Below are 20,092 nucleotides of genomic sequence, written 5' to 3' on the forward strand. Positions count from 1 at the left end.
ATGGCTAACCGCCGCGCGAAGATCGTCTGCACGTTGGGCCCGGCCACCAGCACCGCACCGGTGCTGGCCGAGCTCATCGAGGCCGGAATGGATGTGGCCCGACTGAACTTCAGCCACAGCACCAGGGCGGAGCACTCGGCCCTGTACGGAATGATCCGCCAGATGGCTGCCGAACGCGACCGCGTCGTCGGCGTCCTTGCCGACCTCCAGGGACCGAAGATCCGGCTCGGCTGCTTCGCCGACGGGCCGGTGCTGTGGGCGACCGGGGAGCGGATCGTCATCACCACGGCCGCCTGCCCAGGTGATCACGACCGGGTCTCCACGACCTACGAGGGGCTGTCCGACGACGTGCGTCCCGGTGACCGACTGCTCGTCGACGACGGCAAGATCGATCTTCGGGTACTGGAGGTCAGCGGTACGGACATCTACTGCGAGGTACTCGACGGTGGTCCGGTCAGCGACCACAAGGGCATCTCGTTGCCAGGAGTCGCCGTCAGCGTCCCGCCGTTGTCGGAGAAGGACGTCGAGGACCTGAAGTTCGCGCTCGAGCTGGGCGCCGACATGGTCGCGATGTCCTTCGTGCGCGCGCCTGAGGAGATCAAGCTCGCGCACGCCATCATGGACGAGGTCGGTAGACGGGTCCCGGTGATCGCCAAACTCGAAAAGCCCGAGGCGGTTTCGGATCTACCCGGCATCGTCGAGGCGTTCGATGGGCTGATGGTCGCCCGCGGCGACCTCGGGGTGGAGATGCCGCTGGAGCAGATCCCGCTGGTGCAGCGCCGGGCCATTGCGCTGTGCCGTCAGGCGGCCAAGCCGGTCATCGTGGCCACCCAGATGCTCGACTCGATGATCTCGGATCGCCGCCCTACCCGGGCCGAGGTCTCCGACGTGGCCAATGCCGTGTTCGACGGAGCCGATGCGGTGATGCTCTCCGCCGAGACGAGCGTCGGGGCCCATCCCGCCCATACCGTCGCCACGATGGGCCGCATCGTGGAAGCCGCCGAAAGTGGGATCGGCCGCGTGCAGGCCCCCGAGTTGGCCGCCGAGGAGTGCGGGGACGCGGCGTTCGGCGACGCCATCGCCGCCGCGGCCTGCGAGGTGGGGCGCCGGCTCGGTGCGGCGGCGCTGTGCTGCTTCACCAGGACCGGTGTCACGGCGCTACGCCTGGCCCGGCAGCGATCGCCGCTTCCGCTGCTCGCGTTCACGCACGACGACGAGGTGCGGGCGCGACTGGCGTTCTCCTGGGGTATCGAGTCCGCCGTGTTGGCCCCCGCCGTGGCCGCCGAGTCCATGCCGGGCGACGTGAGTCGCGCGCTGGTGGCCATGGGCGCCTGCCATCCGGGTGACGTCGTCGTGGTGGTGTCCGGCAGTCGTAGCGGGGTGCCCGGCTACACCGACTCGGTGCGGGTGCTGAGAATCGAGTGAGCTAAGAATCGAAACGCGTTGTCGTGCGGGGCTGCTCAGGGTAGCCCTGCACGGACATCGACGGGCCGGACTCGGCGCGGGTCTCTTGCTCGGCGAGCTTCCTCCGCAGCGTCCTCTCAGCCTCTTCCAGGGTGGAGATCTTGGCGCGCAGCGCTCTCTCGGCCTCGCGGCGCTCGGTTACTTCACGCATGATCGCCGAGATCCCGACGATGACGCCTGCCTCGTCGCGCAGCAGCGCCACGCTGAACTCGATCGAGAGCCGGTGTCCATCCTGGTGGCTGGCAGGAACGCTCAGCAGGGTGTCGCCGTACTTGGTGATGCCGGTGGCCATCGTCTGCTGATAGCCCTTCCAGTGCCGTTCGCGGAGCTTGTCGGGGATGATCAGGTCCAGGCTCTGCCCCACCGCGTCGGCAGCCGGGTAGCCGAAGATGCGAGTGGCCCCCTCGTTCCACAACCGGATGGTGCCGCCGGCATCGGTGACGACGATGGCCTCCGCCGATTCCGCGACGACCGCCTGTGCGAGCCAGTCCTGGCTGATGGTGCTGCTCCCGACCACGCTGCTCTCGACCATGCTGCCCTCTCCCTCGTCGGATGATTGCGTTCAGCCAGAGGATAACGCATACTGCATACAACATTGCAAAGATGAGCCGCAGAGGCCGAGAGGAGTGCCCGTGCTGTTGCGCCAGCTGGAGTACTTCGTCGCGGTGGCCAGGGAACGGCACTTCGCCAGGGCCGCGGACGCCTGCTACGTATCCCAGCCGGCGCTGTCCACGGCGATCGCCAAGCTGGAGCGCGAGCTCGACGTCACCCTGATCCATCGCGGGCAGAACTTCGAGGGCCTGACCCTGGAGGGCGAGCGGCTCGTCGTCTGGGCCAAGCGCCTCCTCGCCGAGCACGACGGTCTCAAGGCCGAGGCAGCCGCGATGCGCACCGGAATCTCCGGAACGTTGCGCCTGGGCACCGGGCCCACCGTCTCCACGACGACGGCCGTGCCGGTGGCCACGTTCTGCGGCCTGCATCCGATGGCCAAGGTGACCATCTGCTCGCGGTTGTCGTCCACCGAGTTGCTGCGCCAGCTCCGCGATTTCGAGCTCGACGCCGCCATCGCCCACTTCGGCCCCGATGATCGGGCCGGCCTCGAGGTGGTGCCGCTCTACCGGGAGCGGTACGTGCTGTTGGTCTCCGGTGATCAGCTCGCGTCGGGCGCGCGCAGCATCACCTGGGCCGAAGCCGCTCAGCTTCCACTCGCTCTGCTGATGCCGCACATGCGATTCCGCCAATTCATCGACAAGGCATTCGCGGCCAACGGCGTCGTTGCTCTCCCACAGGTGGAGACCGATTCGGTCGCGTCGCTCTACTCGCACGTGGCCACCGGCGCCTGGGCGAGCGTGGTACCGCACACCTGGTTGCGCGCGATTCCCGCGATGGGAGGTGCCAGGGCAGTCCGCCTCGTCGAGCCGGAGACCACCGCCCAGATCTCGATCGCCATCCACGCAGGATCGTCCTCGGTGGCCGCCAGAGCATTCGTGAACGTGGCGGCAGGAGCACAGCTGGACGACGCGTTCGACCTGGAGCGCAGGGACTTCGTCGCCGACCTCGGCAGGCACTGAAACCGTTCTGGACCATCGGGGAGCACGCCGCAGGCCGTGATAACCGACGTTTATCGGCCGGTAGACGACAGGTCTTGGACGGGCCGCCCGACGCGGTGAAAGGTCTTGAGGTGTAACGGAAACAACCACAGGCAGGAAGGCCAACACCATGACCGTCGCTCCCATGCGAGACACGGAGGCAGGGAGTGCCGACGAGCCACGTGCTCTCACCGACGGGATCCATCTGGTCGTCGACGCACTGAAGCTCAACGACGTACAGAACATCTACGGCGTCGTCGGCATCCCGATCACCGATCTCGCGCGGCTGGCTCAGGCCTCGGGCCTGCGCTACATCGGATTCCGGCACGAGAGCGACGCGGGCCACGCTGCCGCTGCCGCAGGCTTCCTCACACAGAAGCCGGGCATCTGTCTGACCGTGTCGGCCCCCGGCTTCCTCAACGGGCTCGTTGCGCTGGCCAACGCGACCACCAACTGCTTTCCGATGGTCCAGATCTCGGGCTCCAGTGAGCGCCACCTGGTCGACCTTCAGCGGGGCGATTACGAGGAGATGGACCAACTCGCCGCCGCCCGGATGTTCGCCAAGGCGGCCTACCGGGTGTCGCGCGCCGAGGACATCGGTCGCGGCGTGGCGAGGGCGATCCGCACTGCGGCGTCCGGTCGTCCGGGCGGGGTCTACCTCGACATTCCCGCAGCGGTCCTCGGGGAAGTGCTCGACGCCGAAGAGGCATCGAAAACTCTTTGGGAGGTCGTGAATCCGGCACCCAAGCAGCTACCGGAGATCGCGGCCATCGACTCGGCCATCGAGTTACTCGCTGGTGCCGAGCGCCCGCTGATCGTGCTCGGCAAGGGCGCCGCCTACGCGCAGGCCGACGCCACCATCCGCGAGTTCGTCGAAACCACCGGCATGCCCTACGTGCCGATGTCGATGGCCAAGGGGCTGCTGCCCGACAACCATCCGCAGTCCGCAGCCACCGCCCGCTCACTGGCGCTCAAGCGCGCCGACGTCGTGATGCTCGTCGGTGCCCGGCTGAACTGGCTGCTCGGCTTCGGTGATGCGCCGCAATGGAATCCGAATGCAAAGTTCATTCAGGTCGACATCTCGGCCACGGAGATGGACAGCAACCAGCCCATCGCCGCCCCGCTGGTCGGCGACATCAGCTCGGTGATGGAGACCCTCGTCGAACGAAGCAAACCCGGCCAGATCAGTGTGGCGCCACAGTGGCGTGAGGAGATCTCGGCCAAGTCGGCGCAGAACGTGGCCAAGATGGCAGGCCGCCTGGAAGCCGCACTCACCGCGCATCCGATGAAGTTCCTCGGCGCGCTGCAGGCCATCCGCGACGTCCTGGCCGACAACCCTCAGGTATACGTGGTCAACGAGGGTGCGAATGCACTTGACCTGGCCCGCAACACGATTCCCATGCAGGTGCCGAGGCACCGGCTGGACAGCGGTACCTGGGGTGTGATGGGCATCGGCATGGGCTATGCCATCGCCGCGGCGGTGGAGAGCGGCGATCCCGTCGTCGCGATCGAGGGTGACAGCGCCTTCGGATTCAGCGGTATGGAGCTCGAGGCCATCTGCCGCTACAACCTGCCGATCGTCACCGTGATCCTGAACAACAGCGGCGTCTACCGGGGTGACGACACCTCGGCGACGACCGACCCGGCACCGACGGCGCTGCGGGCCCGCCACGAGTACATGATCAAGGCGTTCGGCGGCAAGGGATATCAGGCCACCACGCCCGAGGAGGTGGCGGCCGCGCTCCGCGAGGCGCTCGCCTCCGGCCGCCCCGCACTCATCGACTGTGTCATCGATCCCTCCGACGGCACCGAGAGCGGCAACATCGCCCACCTGAACCCCAAGGGCATCTCTGGCAAGTGATGCGCGGGTGACCACGACCGCACCACCCACGACCGCACCACCCACGACAAGCACGTAACCGAGGCACCAACAATGAAAGGAACTGTCTCATGACTGAATTGCCACTCGCCGGGATCAAGGTGATCGACTTCACCGGCGTCCAGGCGGGCCCGGCCTGCACCCAGATGCTGGCTTGGTTCGGAGCAGACGTACTCAAGGTCGAGCGCCCCGCCGGGGGTGACGTCACGCGAAACCAGCTGCGCGACATCCCCGACGTGGACGCCCTGTACTTCACGATGCTCAACAGCAACAAGCGCTCGTTGGCGATCAACACCAAGGCGCCCGAGGGTCTTGAGGTGATGGAGAAGCTGATCCGCGAGGCCGACGTGCTGGTGGAGAACTTCGCCCCCGGCGCGATGGACCGCATGGGGATGTCGTGGGAAACGTTGCAGAAGTGGAATCCGAAGCTGATCTTCGGCTCGGTGAAGGGCTTCAACGACGACTCGACGTGGAACGACCTGAAGGTCTACGAGAACGTCGCCCAGTGCGCGGGCGGCGCAGCGTCGACCACCGGCTTCTGGGACGGCCCACCGACGGTCAGCGGTGCCGCCCTCGGGGACAGCAACACCGGCATGCACCTGCTGATCGGCATCCTGACCGCATTGATCGCCAGGGACAAGACCGGTAAGGGACAAAAGGTGTCGGCCTCGATGCAGGACTCGGTGCTCAACCTGTGCCGCGTCAAACTGCGCGACCAGCAGCGCCTGGAGGCGATTGGTTACCTGGAGGAGTACCCGCAGTACCCGAACGGCGAGTTCAGCGACGCGGTCCCGCGCGGTGGCAACGCGGGTGGCGGTGGCCAGCCGGGATGGGTGCTCAAGTGCAAGGGTTGGGAGACCGATCCCAATGCCTACATCTACTTCACCATTCAGGAGCAGAACTGGGCCCGCACGGCCGAGGTCATCGGCAGGCCGGAATGGGCCGAGGATCCGGCGTACAACACCGCGCGTGCCCGCCAGGACAAGATCTTCGACATCTTCGCCGAGATCGAGAAGTGGCTGGCCGACAAGACCAAGTACGAGGCGGTCGACGTGCTGCGCACGTTCGAGGTGCCCTGCGCGCCAGTGCTGAGCATGAAGGAGATCGCCGTCGACCCGTCGCTGCGCAAGTCCGGCAGCGTCGTCGAGGTCGATCAGAAGGGCCGCGGCTCGTTCCTGACGGTCGGCAGCCCGATCAAGTTCTCGGCGTTCAAGCCCGAGATCAAGGGCGCGCCGCTGCTCGGTGAGCACACCGACGAGGTCCTCGCCGGGCTGGGCTACGACGCCGACACCATCGAGTCGCTGCACCGCAACAAGGTCGTCGTTTAAAAGTGCACGTCTAACGACGCAGAGCACCGCCCCGGGTGACCCACCCGACCCGGGGCGGTGCTCTACCCATTTCGAGTTCGCCTGGAGGCAACGCATGAGTTCCATGACCACGGGGTCGGCGGACGTGGCGGTTCTGGTCCGCGGAATCGTCGCCGACCACCGCACGCACCGCGGGAAGCTGCTCCCCATCCTGCACGCGGTGCAGGAGGCGTTGGGATGTGTTCCCGCCGAGGCCATTCCCGTGCTCGCAGACGAACTCAACCTCTCACGTGCCGACGTCCACGGGGTCGTCAGCTTCTACCATGACTTCCGCGCCGAACCGGCGGGGCGTGCCACCGTCCGGGTGTGCCGGGCGGAGGCGTGTCAGTCGGTCGGTGCGGGCCGGCTGGTCACGCACCTGCGTGATCGACACGGCGTGGGGCTCGGGGAGACCAGCAGGGACGGCTCGTTGACCGTCGAGCAGGTCTTCTGTCTCGGCAACTGCGCGCTGGGGCCCGCGGCACAGGTGAACGGCCGACTGTACGGCCGACTCGACGAGGCCCGCCTCTCGGCACTTCTCGACTCGGCGGTGTCGCGATGACCACATCGCCGCCGGTGACCATCTACGTGCCAAGGGACTCCGCGGCGACCTCGGTCGGTGCGGACGAGGTGGCCGTCGCGCTGGAACGTGCGGCAGCTCGGAACGATCAGCCAATTGAGCTGATTCGCAACGGTTCTCGAGGCATGCTGTGGTTGGAACCGTTGGTCGAGGTGGTGACGCCGAGCGGCCGGGTTGGCTACGGACCCGTCAGCCCGGAAGAGGTCGACGACCTCGTCGCCGCCGGGATGTTCGACGCCGGGGACCACCCCCTGCGGGTCGGTGTGGTCGACGAGCTGCCCTGGCTGGCGACGCAGAAGAGGGTCACGTTCGCCAGGGTCGGCATCACCGATCCGTTGTCAGCCGAGGACTACCTCGCTCACGGCGGCCTCGCAGGATTGCGCAGGGCCCTGCAGATGTCGCAGGCCGACGTGGTCGCCGAAGTCACGGACTCCGGATTGCGCGGCCGCGGTGGCGCTGGCTTCCCCGCGGGCATCAAGTGGAAGACCGTCCTGGACTGTGTCGACGAACTGAAGTTCGTGTGCTGCAACGCCGATGAAGGCGACAGCGGAACCTTCGCCGACCGGATGGTGATGGAGGGCGACCCGTTCATGCTCATCGAGGGCATGGCGATCGCGGCCTACGCGGTGGGCGCACGCGAGGGCTACGTCTACATCCGTTCGGAGTATCCCGATGCGGTGGCGACGATGCGCGCCGCCATCGACGTCGCGCGCGGCCGTGGGTGGCTCGGCGACGACGTCCTCGGCTCTGGCACGCGCTTCGACCTGCACGTCAGGGTGGGCGGTGGCGCCTACATCTGCGGCGAGGAGACCTCCATGCTGGAAAGCCTCGAGGGCAAGCGCGGCATGGTCCGGGCCAAGCCGCCGATACCCGCCATCCACGGGTTGTTCGGCAAGCCGACGGTGGTCAACAACGTACTGACGCTGGCCAGCGTGCCGACGATCCTGGCCAACGGCGCCAAGGCGTACCAGGAACTCGGCGTCGAACGGTCGCGGGGCACCCAACTGTTTCAGCTTGGCGGGAACATCCGGCACGGCGGCATCGTGGAGTTGGCCTTCGGCGTGACACTGGGCGAACTCGTCGACGGCTACGGCGGCGGAACACATTCCGGTCGGCCGGTGCGCGCCGTTCAGGTCGGCGGCCCGCTCGGTGCCTATCTGCCGAGAGCCGACTTCGGCCTGTCGATGGACTACGAGGCCTTCGCGGCGGCCGGTGCGATGGTCGGTCACGGCGGCATCGTGGTGTTCGACGACACCGTCGACATGGCGGCTCAAGCCAGGTTCGCCATGGAGTTCTGCGCTGCCGAGTCGTGCGGTAAGTGCACGCCGTGCCGGGTCGGATCCATACGCGGCGTTGAGGTGATCGACCGAATCACCGCCGGTGAGCACCGCGACGAGAACCTCGCCCTGCTCGAGGACCTCTGCGACGTCATGACCGAGGGCTCGCTCTGTGCGATGGGCGGGCTCACCCCGATGCCGGTCCGCAGCGCGCTCACGCACTTTCCCGACGACTTCGTCGCCCGCGCAGAAGCCCAGCCCAGCGCAAGAACGGAGGGCACGCGATGAGCCTGCTCAAGGAACCCGACTACGGTACTCCGGCCAAGGACGGGCCTGCCACCATCTCGGTGGAGGTGGACGGCATGAACGTGTCGGTCCCCGAGGGCACATCGGTGATGCGGGCGGCAGCAATGGTGGGCGTCGACGTCCCCAAGCTGTGCGCCACCGACCGACTCGAGGCGTTCGGCTCTTGCCGGCTCTGCCTCGTCGAGATCGACGGCCGCCGTGGCACTCCTGCGTCGTGCACCACCCCGGTGGCCGACGGCATGGTGGTACGCACCCAGACGCCGAAGGTGGCCAAGCTCCGCGAGAGCGTCATGGAGCTCTACATCTCCGACCACCCACTCGACTGTTTGACGTGCCCGGCCAACGGTGACTGCGAGTTGCAGGACATGGCGGGCGTGGTCGGTCTGCGACAGGTCCGGTACGGCTACGACGGGGCCAACCACCTCGACGCCGTCGCCGACCACAGCAACCCGTACTTCGACTTCGACCCATCGAAGTGCATCGCCTGCTCCCGGTGCGTGCGGGCCTGCGACGAGATTCAGGGCACCTTCGCGTTGACGATCGAGGGCCGTGGCTTCGACTCCAAGGTCTCGCCGGGGGCGGGCGAATCGTTCATGGACTCCGAGTGCGTGTCGTGCGGTGCCTGCGTGCAGGCGTGTCCGACGTCGACCCTGCAGGAACGCTCCGTCGTGCAACTGGGAATCCCGACGCGATCGGTGACGACGACCTGTGCCTACTGCGGTGTCGGCTGCTCGTTCAGGGCGGAGATGCGCGGCGACGAGTTGGTCCGCATGGTGCCGCAGAAGGACGGCGGCGCCAACGAAGGGCACTCCTGTGTCAAGGGGCGCTTCGCCTTCGGGTACGCCACCCATCCCGATCGGATGCTGCGTCCGATGGTCCGCGAGAAGATCACCGATCCCTGGCGTGAAGTCGAATGGGAGGAGGCGATCGGTACCGTCGCCAGCCGCATGCTCGACATCGCGGCACGGCACGGTGCGGGAGCGATCGGCGCGATCACCTCGTCGCGGTGCACGAACGAAGAGGTCTACGTCGTCCAGAAGATGGTCCGCGCCGCATTCGGCAACAACAACGTCGACACGTGTGCCAGGGTCTGTCACTCACCGACGGGCTACGGGCTGAAGCAGACCTTCGGTGAATCGGCGGGCACGCAGGACTTCCAGTCGGTCGCCCAGGCCGACGTCATCATGGTGATCGGCGCGAACCCGACCGACGGGCACCCGGTCTTCGCGTCGAGGATGAAGCAGCGGCTGCGCCAGGGGGCGCGGTTGATCGTCGCCGACCCGCGTCGCATCGACCTGGTCCGTTCGCCGCACATCGAGGCCGATCACCACCTGCAGCTCAAGCCGGGCACCAACGTTGCGGTCGTCAATGCGATGGCGCACGTCGTGGTGACCGAGGGCCTCACCGACAAGGGCTTCGTCGGAGCCCGATGTGAGGGATACGACGAGTGGGCCCAATTCATCTCGCGCGACGAGAACAGCCCCGAGGCAGTGGAGTCGATTACCGGCGTGCCCGCCGAGGAACTGCGTGCCGCCGCCCGCCTCGACGCGCTGGCGCCCAACGGTGCGATCTACTACGGCCTCGGCGTTACCGAGCACAGCCAGGGTTCGACGATGGTCATGGGCATGGCCAACTTGGCCATGGCGTGCGGCAACATTGGCCGCGACGGTGTCGGCGTGAACCCGCTGCGCGGACAGAACAACGTGCAGGGCTCCTGCGACATGGGTTCCTTCCCGCACGAACTTCCCGGCTACCGGCACGTCTCGGATGACGCCGTCCGCAAGGTCTTCGAGAACCTCTGGGGCACCGAGCTATTGGCTGAGCCGGGCTTGCGCATCCCGAACATGTTCGACGCTGCGATCGAGGGGACGTTCCGGGGCTTGTTCGTCCACGGCGAGGACATCGCGCAGTCGGACCCCAACGTCAAGCACGTCCTTGCCGCGCTGGAGTCGATGGAACTCCTGGTGGTACAGGACCTCTTCCTCAACGAGACCGCGAAGTACGCCCACGTGTTCCTGCCCGGCGCGTCGTTCCTGGAGAAGGACGGCACCTTCACCAACGCCGAACGCCGGATCAACAGGGTCCGTGCGGTCATGAAGCCGAAGAGCGGCAGGCACGAGTGGGACATCGTCTGCCAGATCGCCACGGCGATGGGCTATTCCATGCACTACGACCACCCGAGCGAGATCATGGCCGAGATCGCGGCGCTCACCCCGACTTTCGCAGGCGTCTCCTTCGAGAAGTTGGACGAGGTGGGCAGCATCCAGTGGCCGTGCGACGCGAACGCGCCCGATGGCACGCCGATCATGCACGTGGACTCCTTCACGAGGGGTCTCGGTCGGTTCGTGCCGACCCCGTTCGTGCCGACCGACGAGCGCAGCACCCGCCGCTTCCCACTGATCCTCACCACCGGGCGAATCCTCAGCCAGTACAACGTCGGTGCGCAGACCCGGCGGACGGCGAACGTCGCGTGGCATCAGGAGGACGTGCTGGAGATCCATCCGCACGATGCGGAGGTGCGTGGCATCACCGACGGTGAGGAGGTCACGTTGGCCAGCCGCGTCGGTGAGACGACGCTGCGCGCACTGGTCTCCGACCGGATGCCAACGGGTGTGGTGTACACGACGTTTCACTACCCGGTCACGGGCGCGAACGTCGTGACGACGGAGAACTCGGACTGGGCAACGAACTGTCCGGAGTACAAGGTGACGGCCGTCCAGGTCGCGTTGGCTCACCCGACCTCCCTGCAACGGGCCGAGGGTGCGGCCACGCGCATACTGGCCGCCGGGCTGGTGGACTGACGTGTCGGTCCACCAGGCCGCCGAGATCAGACTGATCAACAAGGTGGTCGTTCACTTCGGCTACCTGCCCGTCGACCAGGCGGTGACGCAGGTCGCCGACCACGTCCGCAAGTTCTGGGATCCGCGGATGAAGCGACGGTTGTTCGAGCTCGTCGACTCAGAGGCAGGCGAACTGGAACCGGTGGCGTTGGCAGCGGCCGAGCTGTTGCGCTGAGGCCGATCAGCGCCGCTTTCGCGGCGCGTGCACGCAGGCCAGGCTCTGGGAACCAACGCCCTCGTGATCGACGTCGCGCCAGAAGCTCGCGTCGTAGTCGGTGTCGGCGATCTGGATCATCTCCACCGACTTGGTGCACGGGACCGCGGTGGAGGACGACGCGAGATCCTCCGCGTCGATCTGCAACCGGTGGATGCCGTTGCGGATCTCGTGGGCGTCGTTGATGATTCGCCGCATCGCCGTGGTGTCCCCGTAGGTCGAGTGCAGTGAGGAGACGCACTGCATCAGATCGGTGAGCAGGTGCTGCAACGTCTCGACGGCGGTCGTCGTGGGCATGGGGTCTCCTTCGAGGGTCGATACCTGGGACGTGGAGGTCTCGGTGCGCATCACCGCGGTAGGCACACGGTCGGTAGGCCTGGGCGATGCAGCATCCGGGTCATGACAGCTGCACCCAGGCTCAGTAGCCCGGCGACCAGAAACGGGATCATCAGGTGCTGCGAGGTGACCAGCAGGGCGGGTAGACCCACGCCGATGATGCCGCCGAACATCTTGGCGCTGTAGACGAGCCCGAAGTTGCGGCTGGCGCTTGGCTCACCGAAGTAGTCGGCCACCAGGCTGGCGACCAGTGGATAGAACGCGCCGCCTGCCAGTCCGCAGAGTGCTGCGAAGACGACGAATGCCGCGGGCTCGGCGATCGAGGCCGAATAGACGAGGCCGAGCTGTGCGCAACCCTCGACGAGCAGCGTCGCGGTGAGGATCTGGCGTCGCCCGAAGAGGTCCGACAGCCGACCGGCCATACTGCGGCCCGCGCCGTTGACGACGGCCAGCAGGCCAACGGCCAACGCGGCGACGGCGAGTGAAAAGCCATGGGAGATGGCCACGATGGGGATGTACACCGCGGCGAGCAGCGATGCTGCGGCGGCGACCACCAGGATCAGGTACATCACTAGGAACGCAGGCGTGCGAATGGCTTCGCGGGGGGAGTACGGCCGCAGCGCGGTGACGTTGTTCCTCAGGCCGCGGTTCAGGTTCTTGTCCATGGCCCACTGCCTGGGGTCGATTTCCGAGGGCCACCAGCCGGCGGGAGGGTCTTGCAGGAGGGCGCCGCACTGCGCGACGACGACGAGGATGATGACGCCGACCGCCGTGAAGATTCCGGTCCTGCTGTCTGGGGTGAGCACCACCGCGAACGCCGCGACGAAGGGGACCGCACCCCAACCGATGGCCCCACTGACGAAGCCGACTCTTGAGGCTCGCTTTTCGGGGTACCACTTCGCGACCGTGGCGGTGCACGTGGCGTAGACGATGCCTGCTCCGATGCCGGACAGCGCGGAGTAGCCGAGCACTGCGAGCAAGAGATTGTCGGTATGGCCGAGGGTCAACGGACCGGCGGCGCACAGTGCGGCGCCGATCGGGACGGCGCGGGCCGGAGTCAGCGCGAAGCGCTGGCTCAGCACGGCGGTGGGTGCCGCGGCGCCGGCTTGGAACACCACCCACAGCGCGAGCACCCACAGGGCACCGGCGAGGCTCTTGCCACTGGTCACGTGGAGCGCGGTCAGGGCGACTCCGTAGCCGTACTGCAGTACGCCGATCCCTGCCATGGCGACCCACGCGAACGCGAGCATCCACGCCCTGGAGCAGCCGATGAGGTCCTGTGGTCGTTCACCGACTCGGTACGATCGACCGCGAAGGTCGCGAACCTCAAGGGGGACGGGAGTATCCGCAAGAGTCATCAGCCACTCCTCTCAATTGCATACAGTATGCAATCAATATAACGTGATGTGGGTCACGTGTCCATCGATGCGCGATCCAATCTCGACGACGAGCCGGACGAAGGAAGATTCATGGGACGCGTGACGAGCAGATACCGGGTGCTGCGTCTAACCGATGGCGTTGGCACCGAGCGACCCGACACCCTGGCCGCCGAAGAGCCGCTGGAGATCAGGGTGGCAGGCCGCCCACTGGCGGTGACGATGCGGACACCGGGCGACGACTTCGACTTGGCCCGTGGCTTTCTCGTCAGCGAAGGCGTGGTGTCGGCCGGCTCCGACGTCGCCGCGATCCGCTACTGCGCCGGTGCGACGGCGGGAGGCGCCAACACGTACAACGTCCTCGACGTGGTGCTTGGGGACGGCGTCAGGGCCCCCGAACCGTCGATCGAACGCAACTTCTTCACGACCTCGTCGTGCGGGGTGTGCGGCAAGGCCAGCCTCGACGCGGTCCGCACCGTCAGCCGCTGGACGATCGCGGACGACCCCGTGCGGTTGAGCGCGGCCACGATCGCGACGCTGCCGGACCGGTTGAGGGCCGCACAGAGGGTCTTCGACAAGACCGGCGGATTGCACGCGGCAGGCCTGTTCGACGAAGGGGGCGAACTGTTGGCCGTGCGCGAGGACGTCGGCCGCCACAACGCCGTCGACAAGGTGATCGGCTGGGCGCTCGGCGAGGGTCGTCTGCCGTTGACGGGCACGACGCTCATGGTCAGCGGACGGGCCTCGTTCGAGCTGGTGCAGAAGGCGGTGATGGCGGGCATTCCAGCGTTGACCGCGGTGTCGGCCCCGTCGTCGCTGGCCGTCGATCTGGCCAGGGAGATGGGACTGACGTTGGTGGGCTTCCTGCGCGGCAGCTCGATGAACGTGTACTCCGCGGCCGAACGGCTGGAGGCTCAGCCCGCGGTGGTGTGATGCGGGGTCATTCCCGCTCGGCCTTGGCCAGCCGCTCCTGGTGATACACCTCGCGGGTCCGCTCGGTGTGGCGGTTCATGATGTCGGTCGCACGCTTGACGTCCCTGGCGGCGATCGCCGTGATGAGCTCGGCGTGCTCGCTCCAGGCGTCCTGTCCGCGCGGTTGGGCGATGGGCAGGTAGTACCAACGCCACTTGCGTTCGACGAGTCCGATGTGCTCGGCGAGCACCGCGTTGCCTGCCAGGTTGGTGATGGCCGCGTGCAGGGCGGCGTTGGCGGTGACCAGACCCTCCGAGTCGTTGGCGGCCAGGGCGTTGAGCCCGTCCTGCTGCAACTCCCAGAGTCGGTTGACGTCCTCGGGAGTGGCGCGCTCCGCGGCGAGGCCCGCGGAATGGGTCTCGAGTACCGAGCGCACCCCGAGCAGCTGATCCACCTCGTCTTCGGAGGGGACGTGCACGAAGGCGCCCTGACCGGGACGGAGCTCGATCCAGCCGTCGGTCTGCAAGCGCTGCAAGGCTTCTCGCACCGGTTGGCGGCTGACGCCGAGGTACTCGGCGAGTTCGGCCTCGACGACGTGCCGACCTCGTTGCAGGGTGCCGTGAACGATCAGTTCGACGATCGCGTCGTAGACGGCTTGGCGGAGGGGAGCGGGGCGCAACACCCGCGGTGCGGTGGCGTCGGCCATCATGTTGGGCCGCGAAGCGTTCTTTCGTTTGCCGGCGGGATAGGGATGGGACATGGCAGCGGCTCCTTAGCCCTCGATGCGTGCTCAGCTTACAGGTTTTCGTATGCAATGAACCGCCCGAGACATTTGTGGCGATCCCCGTTTCTGCCACCATCGAAACCGGGAAACGGACAACCCGGGTGCGAGAGGCGTCCCGACGAGGACCCCGCCCGCACCCGGGTCGGTTATTTCATTGCCCGAGAGCTGTCAATGGCGCTAGTCGAGCGCCAGTGACGCCTCCTTCTCCGGGTGTCCCCGCTGCACCCGGTCTTGGGGACCGACTGGCGTTGACCCAGGAACCTGCGGCAGCTTGGGCTGACGGAGGAACAGCGTGATGACCGCGCAGGCGATGCCGACCGAACCGGCGATCACGAACGCCGTGTCATACCCCCAGTTGGCGACCACGACCGAACCGAGACCGGCGCCCACCAGTCCCGAGATGACCTTCGAGCTGTACACCAGCCCGTAGTTGGTTGCGTTGTTGTTCTCGCCGAAGTAGTCGGCGGTCATCGCGGCGAACAACGGGAAGATGGCGCCGCCGCCGAAGCCGGAGATCATCGAGGCCAACAGGAACAGCGGCATGTTGCCGATGGAGCCCGACAGATACACCGCGTACTGAGCCAAGCCGAGCACCAGACAGACGATGACGAGTGTCTCCCTGCGGCCGTATCGATCGGAGATCCAGCCGATCACACCGCGTCCGGTGCCGTTGATGATCGCCTTGAGGCTCATCGCCAGCGCCACGATGCCACCGGCGAATCCCATCTCCTTGCCGAACGGCACCTGCATCGCGATGCCGAAGATGTTGATGCCTGCCGTGCACAACAGGACGAACCACATCAGCGGCAGAATGCCGGTCTTGATCGCCTCCATCGGGGTGTACTGCTTCTTGGCAGGCGGGTTCTTCAGTAGCGCCCTGGCGATCCGCGGGTCGGTACTGGCACCGAGCGGATCGACATGAGCCGGCCACCAGTTCTTCGGCGGGTCCTTGAAGAAGAAGCCGCTGACGGCCACCAGGCCGGCCAGCAGCACACCGACGGCGAACAGGATGCCGCGGTAGTTGCTGACGTCCATGTAGGAGGTGAAGATGAAGATGAAGGGAACCGATCCGTAGGCGAAGCCGCCGTTGACGAAACCCGTCTTGCCGCCCTTGCGTTCGGGGTACCACTTGCCGACCATGTTCACGCACGTGGCGTAGACGAAGCCGGCGGCGGCGCCACCGAAGAAGCCGAATCCCAGATACGCCCAGAACACGTTGGGCGCGTACGCGAGTGACACGTAGCCCATCAGCGACCCCACCGAGCCCAGCATCATCGCCGAGCGCGCCGAGAGCTTGCCGCTCTCCCGTAGTCGACCGGCCGGGAATGCGACCGCCGCTTGGAAGAACACCCAGACGCCCAGCAACCAGAAGATGTGCGAGCCATGCCAGCCATGCGCGTCAGCCAGCGTGTCCTCCGCCGAGGTGAACGCGTACTCCGACGAGCTGATCGCCATCATCGAGATCCACGGCAGCCAGACCATCCAGACCCTGGAGCGCCCGAGGATGTCGCGGTCGGTCTCGCCGATCCGGTACACCCTCCCGTTTTCGTCGACTACCTCGCGGAACGCCGGCTTCGCTGTCGCGTTCATGCTGGCCGAACCCCCTGGTTCTGCGGCGACTCTGCCGCTGCTCCAATGCTCTCCGCCGTGGTGGTCCACGGAACGGGCCGACTTCGCCATCGAGACGGCGTTTTCGCCGGGAGCGATCCGCGCCGCTCGATGAATACTGCATACATCGTCATGTGTAACACCAATCACTCGGCAATGGGATAGTGATCGCGATCACAACGGACGGTATACCACATACAATGTTCAACGCAACCAGAGATTTGGCTGGGAGTGTCCTGGGTCTTCGGTCGGGCTCGGCCAGCCCTCCCCGGGGCGCGTTCTTCACCGTCGCGCGCGGGCGTCGCGAAAAGGCCTGTGGGCGGTCTCTATTGGCGGCACCTGCTGATTGATATCCGCTGGTGGTGGGTGCTGGACCCCTCGGAACGCCGGGGGCGGCCGCCTGATGACGGGTGCCCGGCCGCACCAAAAACGCTCGAAAACCTAGACAAGAAGTTGTTACGTAGGCCACACTCATGGTCTAACGCATACGGTATGCAATTGATAGTGCCGTCTAGCCCGCTGAAGGCCCGAGGCGACGTGACCAGCCGACACGCAGCGCGGCGGGTGAAAGGGGTTGTTGACCATGAATGAGATCCCACGGAACGGTCAACCGTCAGACCAGGGTGTCGGCGAGGCCAAGGCCCTGTCCGGTGTTCGCGTGCTGGACATGACGCACGTCCAGTCGGGCCCGTCGGCAACGCAACTGCTTGCCTGGCTCGGCGCCGACGTCATCAAGCTGGAAGCACCACGCGGCGGCGACGTCACACGCAGCCAGCTTCGCGACGTTCCCGGCGCCGACAGCCTCTACTTCACGATGCTCAACTGCAACAAGCGCAGCATCACCGTCAACATGAAGAGCGACGAGGGCAAGCGGATCTTCACGGACCTGGTGTCCCGCGTCGACATCCTGGCCGAGAACTTCGGTCCCGGCGTGGTCGACCGGTTCGGCTTTCCGTGGGAGCGGCTTCACGAGATCAACCCTCGGCTGATCTACGCCTCGATCAAGGGCTTCGGCCCTGGCAAGTACTTCAACTTCAAGGCGTACGAGGTGATCGCGCAGGCGATGGGTGGCTCGATGGCCACCACCGGCTTCGAGCACGGGCCGCCGACCGCCACCGGCGCCCAGATCGGCGACTCCGGCACCGGCATCCATCTGGTCACGGGCATCCTGGCCGCGCTCTACCAACGCACGAACACCGGTCGCGGCCAACGCGTGGAGGTGGCCATGCAGGATGCCGTGCTCAACCTGTGCCGGGTCAAACTGCGCGATCAGCAGCGCCTCGCAGCCGGGCCGCTGGCCGAATACCCGAACGAGCACTTCACCGACGAGGTGCCCCGATCGGGCAACGCCTCCGGAGGCGGGCAGCCCGGGTGGGCGGTCAAGACCAGGGGTGGCGGCCCGAACGACTACATCTACGTCATCGTGCAGCCGCAGGTGTGGGCGCCGCTCGCCGACCTGATCGGACACCCCGAGCTGGCAGACCACCCCGACTGGGCTCGACCTGAGGATCGACTCCCCAAGCTGGACAAGGTCTTTGCCCTGATCGAGGATTGGTCTGAGAAGCACACCAAGTGGGAGGCGTTGGCGGCGCTGAACGCGCTCAACGTTCCATGCGGTCCGGTGCTGAGCACCAAGGAGCTCATCGAGGACGACACCCTCGCCGAACTGGGTTCGATCGTCACCGTCCACCATCCCGAGCGGGGATCCTTCAAGACCGTCGGTTCTCCCCTGCGGCTTTCCGACTCCCCGGTCGACATCGTGCGCTCGCCGATGCTCGGCGAGCACACCGATTCCATCTGCGCCGAGCTGGGCTACTCCCAGGAGCAGCTCGACCTGTTCCGCAGTGTCGGAGCCATCTGATTTGGACAGGACCCCCACGACGAAAGGGCGACGACTCATGAGGTAAGCCGCGGCTACGACGGCAGGTGCATTGAAACAAGCGGTCGCCGCGAGTCGCTCGGGCGCCGACGGAATTGGGGGCCGTCGATGTCTGTGACGTGCTGCGCCGTGTCTTTGGCGTGCGCGCTCGACCACCCCGCATGGTGCCACTAAACCCGTGCGGTGCAAGACAACTGCTCGAAACGTCTATCGCGAAAAGCCCACGCGTGGCCGATCGAGGCGCGAGCCTGTAACCATCGCTAGAAAGAGAATAACGATGTCCTCAACACTCGCAAGTTACCGCGAGATCACCGACGCGAACGATCGCGTCTACCGCGTCGGCGAAACCGACCGCGAATTGCTCGGCAGGTCCCGGGCCTGGATGGTGTGGCTGCCGTGGATTTCCATGATGGCGATCAGCGTCTACGAGTACGGATATGGCGCCGCCGAGGAATCCATCAGGCAGGCGCACGGCTGGAGCATGTCCCAGACCTTCTGGTTGCTCGCCATCTGGGCCTTCTTCCAGGCGGGCATCGCCTTCCCGGCGGGCAAACTGCGCGAGAAGGACATCGTGTCGGCGCGGTCGGCCATGCTCGTCGGTGCCGTCCTCTCCGCGGTCGGCTTCGTCAGCCTGACCCAGGGCAACCTGCTCGTCGCGTACCTGGGCTTCGCGGCCTGCGGCGGTGTCGGTGCCGGCCTGGTCTACGCGACGTGCATCAACATGGTCGGCAAGTGGTTCCCCGAGCGGCGCGGCGGCAAGACCGGCTTCGTCAACGGCGGATTCGCCTATGGCGCCGTGCCGTTCATCTTCATCTTCAGCTACGCCCTGCATCCCAGCACCTACGTCTGGGTGCTGGACCTGGTCGGCGCCTACATGCTGGTCGTCATCGTGATCTGCGGCCTGCTGTTCCGGGATCCGCCGAAGAACTGGTGGCCCGCTGACGTGGATCCGCTGCAGTGGTCCAGCGGCAAGTCCGGCGCGAAGGGACTGCAGAAGAACCCGCCCGCGGTGAAGCAGTACACCCCGATGGAGGCGATCAAGACCGGCATGCTGCCGCTGATGTGGCTGTCGCTGGGCATCAGCGCCGGCGTGTCCCTGTTCGGTAGCAGCTACATGGTGCCGTTCGCCAAGGAGTTGGGCTTCGGGCCGCTGATCGCGGCATCCTCGGCTGGCGTGCTGTCGATCATCAACGGCACCGGGCGCGGCGCCACCGGATGGGTATCCGACCGGCTGGGCCGCAAGACCACCCTGATCATCGTGCTGCTGGTATCGGCGGTCGCACTGGTCGGGCTGCTGTACGCAGGCCAAGCCCGCAACGAGGTGGCATTCCTGTTCTTCGCGTTCCTGGTGGGCTTCGGCGGTGGCGCCTTCTACCCGATGTTCGCCTCGCTCACCCCGGACTACTTCGGCGAGAACAACAACGCCAGCAATTACGGGCTGGTGTACAGCAGCAAGCTGCTCGGCTCGGTCGTCGGGATTGGCGTGGGCGCCAGCGTGATCGACGCGTGGGGCTACAGCGGCGCCTACTGGATCGCCGCGGCCAGTGCCTTGGTGTCCGCAGGCATCGCGGTGTTCCTGCGGCAGCCGGGACGCTCCCGGGTGTCCGCCACGGAATCCAGCGTGGCGACGACGGCGACGGCACCGGCGGCGGCCACCGCGGACTGACCGGGACGGCCATCGGTATAGACGGCGGCCGAGGGG

General features: G+C 66.6%; 16 protein-coding genes. 11 read left to right on the forward strand and 5 right to left on the reverse strand.

All coding sequences use genetic code 11. The features are described from left to right. Positions 1 to 1,425: a pyruvate kinase gene (gene pyk, locus ABW137_RS18745; RefSeq protein WP_526402673.1), complete on the forward strand. Its 1,425-nt coding sequence runs from the start codon at positions 1 to 3 to the stop codon at positions 1,423 to 1,425. Position 1,426: 1 nt separating this feature from the next. Here the strand turns inward: pyk and ABW137_RS18750 are convergent, their stop codons facing one another. Then, a complete protein-coding gene (locus tag ABW137_RS18750; RefSeq protein ID WP_526402675.1) occupies positions 1,427 to 1,996 on the reverse strand; it encodes a PAS domain-containing protein in 570 nt (189 codons plus the stop codon). 100 nt (positions 1,997 to 2,096) lie between these two features. Here ABW137_RS18750 and ABW137_RS18755 point away from each other — a divergent pair, with 100 nt between their 5' ends. The 7 genes from ABW137_RS18755 to ABW137_RS18785 all read left to right on the forward strand — a co-directional run bounded on the left by ABW137_RS18755 (position 2,097) and on the right by ABW137_RS18785 (position 11,456). Then, the gene (locus ABW137_RS18755; RefSeq protein WP_526402677.1) at positions 2,097 to 3,035 is read left to right on the forward strand and encodes a LysR family transcriptional regulator; all 939 of its coding nucleotides are present in this window, start codon (positions 2,097 to 2,099) and stop codon (positions 3,033 to 3,035) included. A gap of 163 nt (positions 3,036 to 3,198) precedes the next feature. Then, positions 3,199 to 4,914 (forward strand): oxalyl-CoA decarboxylase, encoded by a 1,716-nt coding sequence (oxc, locus tag ABW137_RS18760; RefSeq protein WP_526402679.1) that lies wholly within the window; start codon positions 3,199 to 3,201, stop codon positions 4,912 to 4,914. An 89-nt stretch (positions 4,915 to 5,003) separates the two neighbouring features. Continuing rightward, complete coding sequence (gene frc / locus ABW137_RS18765) at positions 5,004 to 6,260, forward strand: formyl-CoA transferase (RefSeq protein ID WP_526402681.1); 1,257 nt, start codon at positions 5,004 to 5,006, stop codon at positions 6,258 to 6,260. 94 nt (positions 6,261 to 6,354) lie between these two features. Further along, positions 6,355 to 6,840, forward strand: a complete 486-nt coding sequence (locus ABW137_RS18770) for a formate dehydrogenase subunit gamma (protein ID WP_526402683.1) — start codon at positions 6,355 to 6,357, stop codon at positions 6,838 to 6,840. Further along, positions 6,837 to 8,423, forward strand: a complete 1,587-nt coding sequence (locus ABW137_RS18775) for a formate dehydrogenase beta subunit (RefSeq protein ID WP_526402685.1) — start codon at positions 6,837 to 6,839, stop codon at positions 8,421 to 8,423. The genes ABW137_RS18770 and ABW137_RS18775 overlap by 4 nt, the downstream gene beginning before the upstream one ends. Further along, positions 8,420 to 11,242 carry a formate dehydrogenase subunit alpha gene (gene fdhF / locus ABW137_RS18780; RefSeq protein ID WP_526402687.1) on the forward strand — a complete coding sequence of 941 codons (2,823 nt, stop codon included), beginning with the start codon at positions 8,420 to 8,422 and terminating at the stop codon, positions 11,240 to 11,242. Before ABW137_RS18775 ends, fdhF begins: the two co-directional genes overlap by 4 nt. 1 nt (position 11,243) lies before the next feature. After that, the gene (locus ABW137_RS18785) at positions 11,244 to 11,456 is read left to right on the forward strand and encodes a formate dehydrogenase subunit delta (protein WP_526402689.1); all 213 of its coding nucleotides are present in this window, start codon (positions 11,244 to 11,246) and stop codon (positions 11,454 to 11,456) included. A 6-nt stretch (positions 11,457 to 11,462) separates the two neighbouring features. On the opposite strand, the gene ABW137_RS18790 is transcribed toward ABW137_RS18785, so the two are convergent. Both ABW137_RS18790 and ABW137_RS18795 read right to left on the reverse strand, forming a co-directional pair. Beyond that, positions 11,463 to 11,792, reverse strand: coding sequence for an Rv0250c family protein (locus ABW137_RS18790; protein WP_526402691.1), 330 nt, complete (start codon positions 11,790 to 11,792; stop codon positions 11,463 to 11,465). Between the two features lie 50 nt (positions 11,793 to 11,842). Beyond that, a complete protein-coding gene (locus ABW137_RS18795) occupies positions 11,843 to 13,189 on the reverse strand; it encodes an OFA family MFS transporter (protein ID WP_526402693.1) in 1,347 nt (448 codons plus the stop codon). A gap of 111 nt (positions 13,190 to 13,300) precedes the next feature. Here ABW137_RS18795 and fdhD point away from each other — a divergent pair, with 111 nt between their 5' ends. Then, positions 13,301 to 14,140, forward strand: a complete 840-nt coding sequence (gene fdhD / locus ABW137_RS18800; protein ID WP_526402695.1) for a formate dehydrogenase accessory sulfurtransferase FdhD — start codon at positions 13,301 to 13,303, stop codon at positions 14,138 to 14,140. A gap of 7 nt (positions 14,141 to 14,147) precedes the next feature. On the opposite strand, the gene ABW137_RS18805 is transcribed toward fdhD, so the two are convergent. After that, entirely contained in the window at positions 14,148 to 14,879 is a 732-nt protein-coding gene (locus tag ABW137_RS18805; RefSeq protein ID WP_526402697.1) for a GntR family transcriptional regulator, read from the reverse strand. Positions 14,880 to 15,080: 201 nt separating this feature from the next. Then, positions 15,081 to 16,493: an OFA family MFS transporter gene (locus ABW137_RS18810; protein ID WP_526402699.1), complete on the reverse strand. Its 1,413-nt coding sequence runs from the start codon at positions 16,491 to 16,493 to the stop codon at positions 15,081 to 15,083. Between the two features lie 601 nt (positions 16,494 to 17,094). Here ABW137_RS18810 and frc (ABW137_RS18815) point away from each other — a divergent pair. Together frc (ABW137_RS18815) and ABW137_RS18820 are read left to right on the forward strand one after the other, a co-directional pair. Continuing rightward, complete coding sequence (frc, locus tag ABW137_RS18815; protein WP_526402701.1) at positions 17,095 to 18,372, forward strand: formyl-CoA transferase; 1,278 nt, start codon at positions 17,095 to 17,097, stop codon at positions 18,370 to 18,372. 295 nt (positions 18,373 to 18,667) lie between these two features. Then, positions 18,668 to 20,056: an OFA family MFS transporter gene (locus ABW137_RS18820; protein WP_526402703.1), complete on the forward strand. Its 1,389-nt coding sequence runs from the start codon at positions 18,668 to 18,670 to the stop codon at positions 20,054 to 20,056. The last annotated feature ends 36 nt before the right edge of the window (positions 20,057 to 20,092 follow it).

The sequence above is a fragment of the Mycobacterium sp. genome, from assembly GCF_040509115.1.
Taxonomy (GTDB): Bacteria; Actinomycetota; Actinomycetes; order Mycobacteriales; family Mycobacteriaceae; genus Mycobacterium.

Bases quoted from the DNA above. Each gene is read 5' to 3' on its own strand.
- frc (WP_526402701.1), top strand. From the start codon at position 17,095: ATGAATGAGATCCCACGGAACGGTCAACCGTCAGACCAGGGTGTCGGC.
- ABW137_RS18805 (WP_526402697.1), bottom strand. From the start codon at position 14,879: ATGTCCCATCCCTATCCCGCCGGCAAACGAAAGAACGCTTCGCGGCCC.
- ABW137_RS18810 (WP_526402699.1), bottom strand. From the start codon at position 16,493: ATGAACGCGACAGCGAAGCCGGCGTTCCGCGAGGTAGTCGACGAAAAC.
- ABW137_RS18820 (WP_526402703.1), top strand. From the start codon at position 18,668: ATGTCCTCAACACTCGCAAGTTACCGCGAGATCACCGACGCGAACGAT.
- fdhD (WP_526402695.1), top strand. From the start codon at position 13,301: ATGGGACGCGTGACGAGCAGATACCGGGTGCTGCGTCTAACCGATGGC.
- ABW137_RS18795 (WP_526402693.1), bottom strand. From the start codon at position 13,189: ATGACTCTTGCGGATACTCCCGTCCCCCTTGAGGTTCGCGACCTTCGC.
- frc (WP_526402681.1), top strand. From the start codon at position 5,004: ATGACTGAATTGCCACTCGCCGGGATCAAGGTGATCGACTTCACCGGC.
- ABW137_RS18750 (WP_526402675.1), bottom strand. From the start codon at position 1,996: ATGGTCGAGAGCAGCGTGGTCGGGAGCAGCACCATCAGCCAGGACTGG.
- ABW137_RS18790 (WP_526402691.1), bottom strand. From the start codon at position 11,792: ATGCCCACGACGACCGCCGTCGAGACGTTGCAGCACCTGCTCACCGAT.
- ABW137_RS18770 (WP_526402683.1), top strand. From the start codon at position 6,355: ATGAGTTCCATGACCACGGGGTCGGCGGACGTGGCGGTTCTGGTCCGC.
- ABW137_RS18775 (WP_526402685.1), top strand. From the start codon at position 6,837: ATGACCACATCGCCGCCGGTGACCATCTACGTGCCAAGGGACTCCGCG.
- oxc (WP_526402679.1), top strand. From the start codon at position 3,199: ATGCGAGACACGGAGGCAGGGAGTGCCGACGAGCCACGTGCTCTCACC.
- pyk (WP_526402673.1), top strand. From the start codon at position 1: ATGGCTAACCGCCGCGCGAAGATCGTCTGCACGTTGGGCCCGGCCACC.
- fdhF (WP_526402687.1), top strand. From the start codon at position 8,420: ATGAGCCTGCTCAAGGAACCCGACTACGGTACTCCGGCCAAGGACGGG.